At 69.3% G+C, this 13,435-nt stretch carries 13 protein-coding genes; 8 read left to right on the forward strand and 5 right to left on the reverse strand.

Features of this window, described 5'->3' with window-relative positions; genetic code table 11:
* Window positions 1-132 precede the first annotated feature (132 nt).
* The gene (locus EIZ44_RS32010) at window positions 133-1,410 is read left to right on the forward strand and encodes a cytochrome P450 (RefSeq protein ID WP_037814948.1); all 1,278 of its coding nucleotides are present in this window, start codon (window positions 133-135) and stop codon (window positions 1,408-1,410) included.
* Window positions 1,411-2,143: 733 nt separating this feature from the next.
* On the opposite strand, the gene EIZ44_RS32015 is transcribed toward EIZ44_RS32010, so the two are convergent.
* The gene (locus EIZ44_RS32015) at window positions 2,144-2,770 is read right to left on the reverse strand and encodes an alpha-ketoglutarate-dependent dioxygenase AlkB (RefSeq protein WP_037814952.1); all 627 of its coding nucleotides are present in this window, start codon (window positions 2,768-2,770) and stop codon (window positions 2,144-2,146) included.
* A gap of 41 nt (window positions 2,771-2,811) precedes the next feature.
* On the reverse strand, window positions 2,812-3,390 hold the full coding sequence (locus EIZ44_RS32020) for an ArsR/SmtB family transcription factor (RefSeq protein ID WP_043830187.1): 579 nt from the start codon (window positions 3,388-3,390) through the stop codon (window positions 2,812-2,814).
* A gap of 137 nt (window positions 3,391-3,527) precedes the next feature.
* Here EIZ44_RS32020 and EIZ44_RS32025 point away from each other — a divergent pair, with 137 nt between their 5' ends.
* Both EIZ44_RS32025 and EIZ44_RS32030 read left to right on the forward strand, forming a co-directional pair.
* Complete coding sequence (locus EIZ44_RS32025; RefSeq protein WP_043830185.1) at window positions 3,528-4,133, forward strand: hypothetical protein; 606 nt, start codon at window positions 3,528-3,530, stop codon at window positions 4,131-4,133.
* An 88-nt stretch (window positions 4,134-4,221) separates the two neighbouring features.
* Window positions 4,222-4,995: a class I SAM-dependent methyltransferase gene (locus EIZ44_RS32030; RefSeq protein WP_134732852.1), complete on the forward strand. Its 774-nt coding sequence runs from the start codon at window positions 4,222-4,224 to the stop codon at window positions 4,993-4,995.
* On the opposite strand, the gene EIZ44_RS32035 is transcribed toward EIZ44_RS32030, so the two are convergent.
* Both EIZ44_RS32035 and EIZ44_RS32040 read right to left on the reverse strand, forming a co-directional pair.
* Entirely contained in the window at window positions 4,988-5,917 is a 930-nt protein-coding gene (locus EIZ44_RS32035; RefSeq protein WP_134732853.1) for an RluA family pseudouridine synthase, read from the reverse strand. The two genes, EIZ44_RS32030 and EIZ44_RS32035, sit on opposite strands and share 8 nt — an antisense overlap.
* Window positions 5,918-5,929: 12 nt before the next feature.
* On the reverse strand, window positions 5,930-6,325 hold the full coding sequence (locus tag EIZ44_RS32040) for a DUF5313 domain-containing protein (RefSeq protein ID WP_037814960.1): 396 nt from the start codon (window positions 6,323-6,325) through the stop codon (window positions 5,930-5,932).
* Window positions 6,326-6,429: 104 nt separating this feature from the next.
* Here EIZ44_RS32040 and EIZ44_RS32045 point away from each other — a divergent pair, with 104 nt between their 5' ends.
* Both EIZ44_RS32045 and EIZ44_RS32050 read left to right on the forward strand, forming a co-directional pair.
* Window positions 6,430-6,876 carry a MarR family winged helix-turn-helix transcriptional regulator gene (locus tag EIZ44_RS32045; RefSeq protein WP_134732855.1) on the forward strand — a complete coding sequence of 149 codons (447 nt, stop codon included), beginning with the start codon at window positions 6,430-6,432 and terminating at the stop codon, window positions 6,874-6,876.
* Window positions 6,877-6,938: 62 nt separating this feature from the next.
* A complete protein-coding gene (locus EIZ44_RS32050; protein ID WP_134732857.1) occupies window positions 6,939-7,823 on the forward strand; it encodes a TIGR03854 family LLM class F420-dependent oxidoreductase in 885 nt (294 codons plus the stop codon).
* Here the strand turns inward: EIZ44_RS32050 and EIZ44_RS32055 are convergent.
* Window positions 7,820-9,346: an MDR family MFS transporter gene (locus EIZ44_RS32055; protein WP_134732859.1), complete on the reverse strand. Its 1,527-nt coding sequence runs from the start codon at window positions 9,344-9,346 to the stop codon at window positions 7,820-7,822. The genes EIZ44_RS32050 and EIZ44_RS32055 overlap by 4 nt on opposite strands.
* Before the next feature lie 87 nt (window positions 9,347-9,433).
* Here EIZ44_RS32055 and EIZ44_RS32060 point away from each other — a divergent pair, with 87 nt between their 5' ends.
* The 3 genes from EIZ44_RS32060 to ligD are packed head-to-tail and all read left to right on the forward strand — an operon-like array spanning window position 9,434 to window position 12,698.
* Window positions 9,434-10,570, forward strand: coding sequence for a DUF1015 family protein (locus EIZ44_RS32060; protein WP_134732861.1), 1,137 nt, complete (start codon window positions 9,434-9,436; stop codon window positions 10,568-10,570).
* Between the two features lie 41 nt (window positions 10,571-10,611).
* Window positions 10,612-11,688 (forward strand): ATP-dependent DNA ligase, encoded by a 1,077-nt coding sequence (locus EIZ44_RS32065; RefSeq protein ID WP_205673378.1) that lies wholly within the window; start codon window positions 10,612-10,614, stop codon window positions 11,686-11,688.
* Window positions 11,685-12,698, forward strand: a complete 1,014-nt coding sequence (gene ligD / locus EIZ44_RS32070; RefSeq protein WP_134732863.1) for a non-homologous end-joining DNA ligase — start codon at window positions 11,685-11,687, stop codon at window positions 12,696-12,698. Before EIZ44_RS32065 ends, ligD begins: the two co-directional genes overlap by 4 nt.
* Window positions 12,699-13,435 lie beyond the last annotated feature (737 nt).

Genomic DNA, 13,435 nt, shown 5'->3' on the forward strand with positions numbered 1-13,435 from the left:
GGGTCTGACAATTCCCGGGACCCGTCACCTGGCCGGGTGACGGGAGTCCACAGTGGACTCGCGCTGGTCACAGGGTGACGGGCGTCTCCGCCCGGGACCGGCGGAAGGGGTGGTTGCGGTACTGTCGCCGCCATGGGGAGTATTCGTTCGCGCATCCTCGCTTGGGCCGGCCGCCGGTACATCGCCCGCCAGCAGAAGCGCGGCTTCGATCTCGAAAAGATGGCGCTGCTGCCGGATTCGGCGCTGGAGCCGTTGCGCCGCCAGGGCCTCGACCCGGTTCCGGACCTCGGCCGGCTGCGCGGCGAGGCGCCGATCAGCAAGCTGGACCTGCCGTTCGGGATGAACGCCTGGCTCGTGACCGGCTACGAGGAGGCCAAGGCCGTCCTCGGGAAGGGCACCGAGTTCAGCAACGATTTCACGAACCTCGTCGGCAACGCGGGCGTCACCGAGGACCAGAACCCGGGCGGCCTCGGATTCGCCGACCCGCCGGTCCACACGCGCCTGCGGAAGCTGCTGACGCCCGAGTTCACGATGCGCCGGCTCTCCCGGCTGACGCCGCGGATCGACGAGATCGTCGCGGACCAGCTGGACGCGATGGCCGCCGCGGACGGGCCGGTGGACCTGTGGGAGCAGTTCGCGCTGCCGATCCCGTCGCTCACGATCTGCGAGCTGCTCGGCGTGTCCTATGAGGACCGCGCCGACTTCCAGCGGCTGAGCACCGCGCGGTTCGACCTGTTCAGCGGCGCGGGCGCGTCGCTGGGGGCGATCTCGGAGTCGCTGGGATACCTGCTGGAGATCGTGCGCAAGCAGCGCGAACAGCCCGGCGACGGCCTGCTCGGCATGCTGATCAAGGAGCACGGCGACGAGATCGACGACCGCGAGCTCGCCGGTCTCGCGGACGGCATTCTCACCGGCGGCCTCGAGACCACGGCGAGCATGCTGGCACTGGGCGCGCTGGTGGTGCTGCGCGACCCGGCGGCGTTCGAGGCGGTCCGGGGCGACGACGATTCGGTGCACCGGTTCGTCGAGGAGCTGCTGCGCTACCTGACGGTGGTGCAGATGGCGTTCCCGCGGTTCGCGAAGCAGGACATGGACATCGCGGGCGTGCACATCAGCGAGGGCGACATCGTGCTGGTGTCGCTGTCGGTCGCGGACCGCGACCCGGTGCTCGGCAAGGGCGACATGGACCGCTTCGACCCGACCCGCGAACCGTCCTCGCACCTGGCGTTCGGGTACGGAATCCACCGGTGCATCGGCGCGGAGCTGGGCAGGATGGAACTGCGGGCGGCGTACCCGGCACTGGTCCGGCGGTTCCCGAACCTGCGGCTGGCGGTGCAGCCGGAGGAGCTGGAGTTCCGGAAGGTGTCGATCGTGTACGGGCTCGATTCGCTGCCGGTGCTGGTGGACTGACATCGGATTGTTGGACGGCCGGGGTGGCTCTGGTTGGTCGCCTCGGGCGGGTCGTGGGGACTCGTGCGGCTGGGGTCGCGGGGTTGTGTGCCACCGGGGGTGGCGGACTTGCCCGGTGGACGGCACGGGCATGGCTACGTCGCCCGCGGAACCGTGGCGTGCCCGGCGGCGCGGCGCTGAGGGTCGCACGCTCCGCGTGCGAGAGTGCGCGGCGGCTTCAGTGAGCTGGCAGTGTTCGGGGTGGTGTGCGCGGCCGCGCGGTTGAATCGGTGGTGCGCTGGTCGTGCGCGAGGCGGCCGAACCGGTGCGCGCCAGTGGCGCGCGTGTTGGCGTCGAATCGACGGCGCGCTCGTAGGTAGCCCGCGCGGCTTGGTCTCAGCGGCAGCGTGCTCGCGGTGCGCAGCGGCGCGGTCGAATCCACAGTGCGCGGATGAACGCCGAGGCGGTCTGACTGGCCCAACGGCACGCCAGCGGTGTGCACGGCCGCGCGCTTGGATCGGCCTGCTGGTGGATGCTCGAGGCGGTCTAGCTCGACCCGGCAGCGCGGCGCGGCCGAGTCCGCGATGCGCTCGTGAACGCACCAAGCGGCCTAGCCGAACCGGCAGCGCACTCGTCGCGGGTGAGGTGGCGCGGTCGAACCGGCAGCGCACCCGTGACCGGCGAGGTGGCGTGGTCGAACCGAGCCCAGTCCCGTCACCCGCCGCTCTCTCGCGGCACCGTCATCGTCGGGCTCTCATCGCACCCCTCTCGGCCGGAATTGGATGCTGATCCTCGGCCCCACCGCGCGGGACGTCTTCGGGATCGCGTGTTCCCACGTCCGTTGGCACGACCCGCCCATCACGATCAAGTCTCCGTGGCCCAGCGGGTATCGCACTGAGTCCCCGCCGCCTCGTGGGCGGAGGGCCAGGTGCCGGGCGGCGCCGACGGACAGGATGGCCACCATGGTGTCTTCGGTGCGGCCGCGGCCCAGGTCGTCGCCGTGCCAGGCGACGCTGTCTTGGCCGTCGCGGTAGTAGCAGAGTCCGGCCGTGCGGAATGGTTCGCCCAGTTCAGCTGCGTAGTGGGCAGTCAATGCTTCCCGGGCCTCGGTGAGGACTGGGTGCGGCAAGGGCGCGTGTTCCCGGTAGAAGCACAGCAAACGCGGCACGGCGACCACGCGGTCGTACATCTGCCTGCGCTCCGCGTACCACGGGACCTCGGCCGCCAGGTGTTCGTACAGCTCGTCCGAGCCGTCGAGCCACCCGGGCAGCACGTCGATCCACGCGCCTTGCCCCAGTTCGGTGCGCTGCACGCCGGACAGCGAACCCAGCGTGGCCGGCCCGCTGGCACCGAACAGCGAGCCCTGAAATGCCTGACTCATGCCTCCAAGCTACACGACAATCGAACACCTGTTCGGGCGAACTACTCGGCTGGCTTGGGATGCGCGGTGACGACGAGGCGGTGCAGCCGGGCGTCGGGGGCGGATTCGTTGTGGTAGCGGGACACGAGGTCGGTTACGAGGGTGGTCAGCTCGTCGGTGAAGGCCGACCGATCGCGCGCGGAGGCGAAGGCGATTTCCGTGTCCAGGGTCAGCGTCGAGAGCGGTTTGCCTGCGCGAGCCGCACGGCGGGCCAAGCCGGCGACTTCGCGCAGGGTTCGGCCGGCGACGGCGAGCAGGTAGCTCACCGATAGGCGGTCCGCCTTCACGTGGGCGGAACCGGCGGCGCCGAGGGCGGCGGGGGAGACCAGGTAGGCGCTGGCGGTGGCGGCGAAAAGGCGTTCGGTGAGGCCGCCCCACTGCCGGGTTCCGGCCGGTTCGACCAGGCCGTGCGATTCGAGCGCGCGCAGGTGGTAGTTGACCTTTTGCCTGGTCAGGCCCACTCGGGCGGCCAGCGCCGCGGCGGACGCCGGTTCGGTCAGCGCGGCCAGCAGGCGGGCGCGCACCGGGTCCAGCGCGGCCGCCGCGACGGCGGGGTCCTCGATCACTTCGACGTCCTGCATCCCCTGAGCCAAGCAGTGACAAACAAAGTCGTCAAGGGAGGCGCTCTTGTCCGCGACCGGCCGGGGACCTACAGTGATCAGCCAGTGGTCTGGACCTGTACCGCTACCGCCGCCCTGAGTTCCACGGAGGTTGGCACGTGCGCACGAGAACCCGGATCGGCGGAGCACTGGCGGCGGCGGTGTGCGGGCTCGCGATTCTCGCCCCGGTCGCGGACGCCCAGGTCGGCGGCGGCACCTGGAAATCCTGGTCGCCGGGGTACAAGGAGCAGCAGAAGGGCTGCGGTCAGATCAGCGGGCTCACCTTCAAGCTGACCTGCTCCGACGGCAGCGGCGAACAGCGCGCCGAGCGCCGCTACGAGACCTACACCGGCGGCACGCACCAGTTCGAGGGCTCCTTCAAGATCACGAGCATGGGCGGTTCGCGGATCAGCCTGAAGCAGACGTTCCGCGACGGTTCGAACGCCGGGCCGTACTTCCTGCTGGCGGTGGAGAAGGGCGGCCGCCTTTACACCGTCGAGAACGGGCAGACGGTGGCGACCGGCGCGACGGTCGGGACCTCGGTGCGGGTGAACACGATCAATCAAGTGGGCAGCTCCCACAAGGTATACATCAACGGCTCGCTGAAGCAGACCGACGACAGCCCATCGGGTAGTTATTACGACAAGTTCGGGTCGTACCGGACGGCGAGCGGGGCGGGGCCGATTACCGTGCAGTGGAGCGGAATCAAGTTCTGGACCAGGTGATCGCCCGCGCGGGTGCCAGCCGCCGCCTGGCACCCGTCCGGCGGGAATTCCGTTGCCTCGGCAGGGGAACTCGGTCACTGTTGCGCGCATGACTTTGGTTGAGCACTACGACACCGAGACCACCGAGAACACGCGGCTCGTCAGATCGCCGCACGGCAGACTGGAATTCCGGCGCACCCAAGAACTCGTGCGCAGAGCGATCCCGTCGACCGGGCAACGAGTCCTCGACGTCGGCGGGGCGACCGGGGTGCATGCCCGATGGCTGGCCGCGGACGGACATTCGGTGCACGTAGTCGATCCGGTGGCCACGCATGTCGCAGCGGCAGCCGAAATCGAAGGCGTCACGGCGGAAGTCGGCGATGCGCGAGCTTTGGCATGCCCGGACAACAGTGCGGACGTCGTGCTGTTAATGGGTCCGCTCTACCATTTGACCGAATCCGGTGACCGCCAGCAGGCGCTTGCCGAAGCCCGCCGCGTCCTTCGTCCGGACGGCATTTTGTTCGCCGCTGCGATCAGTCGCTATCTCTCGGCTATGGAGACCGGAACCAACGGTCAGCTCACCGAACAGATGATCCCGGCGGTAAGAGCCGTGCTCGATACGGGCAGCTACGATGGTCACGTCGGCTTCGTGCCCGCGCATTTCCACACCGCCGACGAGCTCCGCGACGAACTGGAAACCGCTGGCATGAACGGGATTTCCGTGTACGGAGTGGAAGGCCCGGCGTGGCCCGCGCTGGACGTGGCCGGGATCGAGGAATTCGACGCACGCGTGGACGCGGCCCTCCGCTGCGCCCGGCTGGTCGAACAAGATCCGCTCTTGATCAACGCCAGCGCGCATTTCCTCGCGATAGCGGTCAACTAGCCCATTCTTCGAGCGAATCCCACGCCGTGAGCGTCCGGCGGCTGGTGAACCGGCGGTGCTCACCTGTCAGCGGATCGTCGAACTCCAGCACTTTCGCCAGCAGCTGCAACGGTTTCGTGAAGTCGTCGAGCGGTTTCTCGTGCAGCTCCGGATAGAAATCGTCGCCCAGGATCGGGATCCCCAAAGAACACATGTGGACCCGCAGCTGGTGCGTGCGTCCGGTAGCGGGCGTGAGGCGATACCGGCCCAGCCCGTCCCGGTGTTCGAGAAGCTCCACTGTGGACTCCGCGTTCGGCGGCCCGGGAACCTCCTGTGCGGCCAGCACGCCGCGTTCCTTCACGATCCTGCTGTGTACCGTCCGGGGCAGTTCGAGCGACGGATCGTAAGGCGCGATCGCCTCGTATTCCTTGTGCACCAACCGATCGCGGAACATCGTCTGGTACGCCCCGCGCGCGGACGGTGTGATCACGAACATCACTAGCCCCGCCGTCACGCGGTCGAGCCGGTGGGCGGGGGAGAGGGCGGGCAGGTCCAGCGAACGGCGGAGGCGCACCAACGCGGTTTCCAGCACGTGCCGCCCGCGCGGGATGGTCGCCAAGAAGTGTGGTTTGTCGACCACGAGCAGGTGGTCGTCACGGTGCAGGACGGTGACGTCGAACGGCACCGGGACCTCGTCCGGCAGGTCGCGGTGGAACCAGATGAACGAACCGGGGACGTACGCCGCGTCGATCCCCAGCGGACCGTCCTCGCCGTGGATCCGCTGCTCGTGCAGCATTTCCTCGATCCGCGCGGGGGCGACGCGGGGCAGGCGTTCGACCAGGTGCTCCAGCAGGGTCGTCCACGGACCCTCTTCGGGCAGCCGCAGCCGTGCCGGGTCTAGGCCGTGCCGGGGCGGGATCGGGGCCGGGCGCTTGCGTCTCATCGGCTCCCGAGTCTAGTCGGCGGAGTTCTGCCGGTAGGCCGCGATGTAGCGGGCGGTCGCCTCGGCGTTGGCCTCGGCGGCTTTCTCGCGGCGGACGCGCTTGCCGGTTCCGGGCGGGAAACCGTTGCGGGACAACCGGTGGTCGATGCTTTCTTCCATGTACGCGCACGAGTAGAAGTACGACACCAGCGCGGCCATCAGCACGATCGCCAGCCGCAGCCCGAGCGGGGCCGGCAGCAGCAGCCAGACCAGGCACAGCGGCGCGATGCCCACCGTCGCGCGCAGGACGTGTCGGGCCTTCCAGTGCTTGGACGTCGCGTCGTGCAGCAGCCAGTCGCGGTAGCGCTCGGGAAGCCGCCCGCTCACGGCGTAGGCGAACCAGCGGAGAACGCCGGGCCGGTCGGTCATCGTTCCTCCTCGGGGTCTGCGGCAACAGTACCCTAATGATTAGTACACTAACTAATAGTGTGGTGCAGCCCGCGCTAGAGTAGGCCCGAGCACGAGGAGGACGAGTGGCCGAGATCGACCTTGGCGAGGACCCGCTGAAGCTCGACCGGCAGGTGTGCTTCGCGCTGTCGGTCGCTTCGCGCAGCGTGATCGCGATTTACCGGCCGCTGCTGGAGCCGCACGGGCTGACTCATCCGCAGTACCTGGTGATGCTGGCGCTGTGGGAGCAGTCGCCGCGGTCGGTGAAGGACCTCAGCACGGCGTTGCGGCACGAGCCCGCGACGTTGTCTCCGCTGCTCAAACGGCTGGAAGCGATCGGATACGTGACCCGCGGCCGCAGCCGGGCCGACGAGCGCCAGTTGACCGTCGAACTCACCGAGAAGGGCCGGGAGCTGCGCGCCGAGGCGGAGAAAATCCCGTATCGCGTCGTGGAGCGGCTCGGCATGGAGGTCTCCGAGCTGGAGGCGCTGCACGCCGCGCTGGGCCGGGTCATCGAAGCGACCGCCGGATAAGGAAGAACTCGCGCCGGGATCCGGTTCTGTCGGAGGGAACGTGCCGACAGAGCGGAGCGAGCGTGGACAAGATCCGGGTGGGGGTGGCTCCGGGACTCGGGACCGGGCCGGCGGAATTCACCGGTTTGGCCGAGCTGACGGAGGCAGCGGGCGTCGACTCGCTGTGGCTGTCGGAGGTGGTCTATTCGCCGGATGTCGACCCGTTGATCGGCATGACGCATGCGCTGGCTCGCACCGAGCGGCTCAAGCTGGGCACGGGCGTGGCGATCCTGCCTGGACGGAATCCGGTCCTGGTCGCGAAACAGCTGGTCACGCTGGCCGGTCTGGCTCCGAAACGGGTGCTCCCGGTGTTCGGCCTGCTGCCCGCGCAGCCCGCGGAACGCGCCCTGTTCCCAGTGCCGGAAGGTCGGCGCGCGGCGGTTTTCGACGAGTCGCTCGCGCTCCTGCGCCTGCTGCTCGAACAGGACAACGTGTCCTTCGACGGCGAGTTTTTCCAGGTCGACGGCGTGACGATCGGGCCGCGTCCGGCGAAGCGGCTCGACGTCTGGGTCGGCGGGGCCGCGCCTGCCGCGTTACGTCGCGCGGGCCGGTTGTCCGACGGATGGCTCGGCAGTTTCCACACTCCCGAGCAGTCCCGCGCGGCGCGGATGGCGATCCAGGAAGCCGCCGCCGAAGCCGGCCGGGAGATCGAATCGGACCACTTCGGGCTGAGCATGGTCCTTGCGCTGCACGGGATCCCGGAACGGCTGCGCGCCGTGGCGCAGCAGCGCAATCCGGGCCGTCCGGCGACCGATCTCGTGCCCACCAGCTGGGCCGAGGCGCGCCGGATGATCGAGCAACACGTCGAGGCCGGACTCACGAAATTCGTGGTCCGGCCGGGATACTCCGGCGACTACCGGCAGTTCCTCGACGATTTCGTGCGCGAACTCGTGCCGCTGCAGAACTAGAACGTCAGCTGCTCGGTCTTGCGGGGCATGAGCAGCAGCGCGACGACACTCACCACCGAGACGGCGACGATCGCGAGGAACACGTTGTGCGTGGCCCCGGCGAGCGATTCGCGCACGTACGCCGTCGCCGGTGAGTTGTCGTGCGTTCCGCTGAGGATGCGGCTGGTGGCGTCGACGCTCTGCGGAAGATGTCCGGCGACCTCCGCGGGCGGGTTCGCGAACCGGCCCGCGAGGGTGGCGTTGGCGATCGCGCCGAAGATGGCCGTGCCGACCGCGCTGCCCAGCGAGCGGCTGAACATGTTGGTCGCGGTCACGACGCCGCGACGCTCCCAGCCGACGGTGGACTGCACGGCCACGACCGTCGGGCTGGAGGAGAGCCCGAGCCCGATGCCCACCACGAACACGGCCGCCGCGGCCGTCCAGACCACCGAGTCCAGGCCGAGGAACGTGGCGATGACGGTCCCGACGAGCAGGAATCCGGTGCCGATCAGCGCGGTGTCGCGGAATCCGATCCGCAGGTAGATCTTCCCGGACAGCGACGCCGCGATCGGCCAGCCGATCGTGAGCGCGGCCAGCGAGAAGCCCGCGGTGAGCGCGTCCGTGCCGAGCACGCCCTCGGAGTAGGTGGGCAGGAACGAGCTGAAGCCGAGCAGCACCGCGCCGGTGACGAGCGCGACCAGGTTCCCGCCGATCAGCGTGCGGCGGGTGAACACCCACAGCGGCAGCACGGGTTCCTCCGCACGCCGCTCGACCAGCACGAATGTGACCAGCATCAGGACGGCGACGGCGAAGATCGCCAGGCTCGGCGCCGACGTCCAGCTCCACGCGACCCCGCCCTCCAGCAGGGCCAGGATCAGCAGCGCGCAGCCGAGGGTCAGCAGGGTCGCGCCGGCGTAGTCGACCTTGTGCCGCGTGCGGTTCACCTGCTCGGTGAACTTGCGGTAGAGCATCCACGCGGCGAGCGCGCCGAGCGGCAGGTTGACGAAGAAGATCCACCGCCAGCTGAGGTATTCGGCGAACACGCCGCCCAGCGTCGGCCCGATCACCGAGGCGACCGCCCACACCCCGGCGAGGTAACCCTGCACCCGGGCGCGCTCCTCGACCGTGTAAAGATCGCCGACCATCGTCATGCTGATCGGCTGGACCGCGCCCGCGCCGATGCCCTGCACCGCGCGCGCCGCGATCAGCACCGGCATGCTCCACGCGACCCCGCACAGCACCGAGCCGAGCAGGAACGCGGCGATGCCGAAGAACATCACCGGGCGGCGGCCGAGGACGTCGGCGAACTTGCCGTACAGCGGCACGGTGACCGCCTGGGTGAGCAGGTAGATCGAGAACAGCCACGGGAACTGGGAAAATCCGCCGAGGTCGCGGACCACGGAGGGGACCGCGGTGGCGATGATGGTGCTGTCGAGGGCCACGAGGCCGGTGCTCAGCATGACGGCGGCGAGGACGGGTCCCCGCTCGGATCGAAGGCCCACGGCGGCGCGTTTCGCCGCGGGCGGACTGCTCGTGCTACCCATGCCGGGAATAAACTCCTTCGCCCCGGCAAGCATTCCCCAGCCGATCGATCGGTGCCCGGGTGTTCGCCTGGCCGTCATCATGGAGGGATGGACAGATGGGTGCGGCCGATCGGCCGGGGCTGGGTCGTTCAGGGCGCGGTGCCGGGACCGGATGTCGACGAGTTCGCCGAACCGGAGGCGGTGACGAGGGCGCTCGCGGCGGCGGAAGGGGACACGCTGCTGGCCGCGCAGCATCCGGCGCGGACGCCCGCGGCGCTGGCGGCCGGGCTGGACGTCGAAGCGGCGCTGCCGGAAGCGCGGGCGACGCTCGAACGGCTGTTGACCAGGCATTACCGGCCGGAGACCGGCTTCGTCGCGGCCTACCGGATCGGCGAGACGATCGCGGGCGTGCTGTGCGTGGTCGATGTCCGGGAGCTGACCTCGGGCCAGGCGCACGTGAAGCACACCGAGGAGGTCTATCCGGAGGTGGTCGCCGAGCGCGCGGCTGTGCTGGACGGCCTCGGGTGCGCGACGAGCGCCGCCCTGCTCGTGCCGGTCGGCGACGCCGCGGAGCTGACCGCGGCGGTCAAGGAAGCGGCGAGCTCGGCGGATCCTGATGTGTCCACTGTGGACCGGGCAGGACTGGCGCACGAGCTGTGGGTGGTGCGGCCGGGGGAGATGCAGGAACGGCTGCTGGAGGCCGCGTCGGCGAGCGATCTGCTGGTGGCGGACGGGAATCACCGCGTCGCGGCCGCGGCGGGGAGCGGTCAGCTGCTGGCGTTGGTCACGGCGGGTTCGCAGCTGGAGATCCGGGCGATCAACCGCGTGCTCCTCGGCACCGGGCACTCCGCGGAGAGTCTGTTGGCGGCTTGGCAGGAAGCCGGGCTGGACGTGACCTGGTCGGATGACGCGACCCCGCCGTCTTGCCCCGGCACGGCCGTCGTGCAGGCGGGCTCACGCGTGCTGCGAGTGCGGCTGCCTGCGGCGGATCCGCTGGTGATCGACCACGAGGTCGTGGAACAGACGCTCCTCGGCTCGGCGCTCGGCCTCGACCCGGACGGTCCGCACGTGGGCCCGCTGCTGCCGGGCAGCCCGGTTCCGCCGAGCGCGGACGCGGTGGTGCAGCTGGCCCCGGTGCCGTTCGAGACAGTGCAGGCGGTGCACGCGGCGGGACGGCGGATGCCGCGGAAGGCCACGTACTTCACGCCGAAGCCGCAGGGCGGGCTGGTGCTGGCGCGCTGGTAAAAAGGTGCAGGTCAGCGTCTGTTCCGCTTAGGATCGCGCAGGTGGAGTTACCGCTGATGCCGCCGGTGCGGCCGATGCTCGCCAAAGCTGTGCACGAGGTGCCGCGCGACGGCGGGTTCTGGTACGAGCCGAAGTGGGACGGCTTCCGGTGCGTCGTGTTCCGCGACGGCGACGAGGTCGAACTGGGTTCGCGCAACGACCGGCCGCTCACCCGGTACTTCCCGGAGCTGGTCGAGCTGCTGCGCGACGCGTTGCCGGAGAAATGCGTCGTCGACGGCGAAATCGTGCTGGTCACGCCGCGCGGGCTGGACTTCGGGGCGTTGCAGCTGCGGCTGCATCCGGCGGCCAGCCGTGTCCGGAAGCTCGCGGAGGAGACCCCGGCCAGCTTCGTCGCGTTCGACCTGCTCGCGCTCGGCGACCGGGACCTGACCGAGGAGCCGTTCGCCGAGCGGCGCCGCGAGCTGGAGGGCATCTTCGCGCCTTCGACCGGCTTGCAGCGGGTGCACCTGACGCCGCTCACGACGGATCCGGACACCGCGCAGGACTGGTTCACCCGGTTCGAGGGCGCGGGCTTCGACGGGGTCATGGCGAAGCCCGCCGATCTGCCGTATGAGCAGGACAAACGCGTCATGCTGAAGGTGAAGCACGAGCGCACCGCGGACTGTGTCGTCGCGGGTTTCCGGTGGCACAAGGACGGCAAGGGCGTCGGATCGCTGCTGCTCGGGCTGTACGACGAGGAGGGTTCGCTGCACCACGTCGGCGTCGCGAGCAGCTTCACCGCGGCGCGGCGCCGGGAGCTGGTCGAGGAGCTGGCCCCGTGGCGGGAGAACGCGCTCGACGGGCATCCGTGGCGCACCTGGGCGGAATGGCAGGCCGACGAGGTGCGCCGGCCGGGCGCCAACAGCCGGTGGGCTCCGGACAAGGACCTGTCATGGGAACCGCTGCGCCCGGAACAGGTCGCCGAAGTCCGCTACGAACATCTCCAAGGCGGCCGCTTCCGCCATGGCGGGCGATTGGTGCGCTTCCGCCCGGACCGGACGCCGGAATCGTGCACCTACGCGCAACTGGACGAAGCCCCGCCTGCCGAGTTGGCGGATCTGTTCGGGGAGGCCCGATGAGCGGGGTGACACTGGAACTGGACGGCGTAGAACTGACCATTTCCAGCCCCGACAAGGTCTATTTCCCGGAACGAGGCGAAACCAAGCTCGATCTCGTCCGCTATTACCAAGCTGTCGCAGGCCCTTTGCTAGCTAGACTCGGCGGCCGCCCCCTGCTGCTGGAACGCTATCCGGACGGCGCGGGCGGAAAATCGTGGTTCCAAAAACGCACGCCCAAGAACGCGCCGTCTTGGCTGACCACCGCCGTCGTTTCCACACCCAACGGCACCACCAGCGACGCACTGGTGGCAGCAGACCTGGCCCACGTGCTGTGGGCGGTCAACCAGGGTTGCCTGGGCTTCCACGTGTGGCCAAACCGCGCGGCAGCACTGGAAATCGCGGACGAACTGCGCATCGACCTGGACCCGTCGCCCGGAATCGGGTTCCCGCAACTGCGCGAGGCAGCGGTTCTCGTGCGGGAATTCCTCGCCGACTTGGGAATCGAGGTCTACGTGAAGACCTCCGGTTCGCGCGGCCTGCACCTGTATTCGATACTGGAACCGCGCTGGGACGGCTACGAAGTGCGGGCCGCCGCGGTGGCGCTGGCAAGGGCGTTGGAACGGCGGCATCCCGACCTGATCACCGCACAATGGTGGAAGGAAGACCGCGGCTCGCGAGTTTTCGTAGACTTCAACCAGAACGCCCCGCATAAAACGGTCTTCGGCGCTTGGTGCGTGCGCCCGAGGGTCGGCGGACAGGTCTCCACGCCGATTTCCTGGGACGAACTGGCGACAGTGGAACCGGACGCCTTGACCCTGTCGACGGTCCCCGCGCTGGTCGCGGAACGGGGAGATCCGTGGGCTGGTGCGAACGATCGGCCGCAATCGATCGAAGCGCTGCTGGAGATGTCCCGGGAAGATCTGGCCAGCGGCCTGATGGACGCGCCGTGGCCGCCCGTGTACCCGAAGATGCCGAACGAACCGCCCAGAGTCGCACCGAGCAGGGCGAAAAAGACCCCCGCCGAAGGGTGACTCCGCGAGTCAGCCGGAGGTCCGTGAGGGGCTCCTTCACGGACTTGGATTCCCTCAAGGAGCCCTTCACGGCCCGCCCCCGCCAGCCTCGCGCCCGCCCGGGATGCCGCCCCAATGCGGCATTGGTTGCGTCGCATGCACCGAACGCCACATTGGGTGCGTCACATGCACCCAATGCCACATTGGGGCGCTAGCCCCACCCCCAACGAAACCGCCACCGATGCACCCAACTCGAAGTGCACCCACACCACCCCCGCACCCCGATACGAAGCTCTCCTGCGGTCTGAGGGTGCTTGTCAAGGCATCTTTCCCGCCTTGACAAGCACCCTCAGACCGTCAGCACAATCAAGCTTCGGGGTGCCCCACGCAACCGCCACGGCAAGGTCGCCGCCAGGCGACGAGCCACCCTCACCCCAACGGCAGATCAAACGCCAATTGCTCCTGCCCGCCAACCCCCACCGGCACCCCAGCCAACGTCCCCGCACACCCAGGACAAGGCGTCACATGCCCAGTCCCAGGCGCGGTCAAATCGATCGGCGTCCAAGTCCGCGATTCCCGCTCCCCGCAAGCAGACCGCCGATATCGCAGATCATCCGCCCGGGTCATCACATGCGCGACCGGATCGTCCTCCGGCAACGCACCCACGAGGTACCACCGAGCCGCAATCGTCTCCGCCATGGAACGAGTCCTCCAAAGAGGCTGGTCCGAGCTACGAAGACATAGTGCGACTCCACCAC

Source organism: Amycolatopsis nivea (assembly GCF_004522235.1).
Lineage (GTDB): Bacteria > Actinomycetota > Actinomycetes > Mycobacteriales > Pseudonocardiaceae > Amycolatopsis > Amycolatopsis nivea.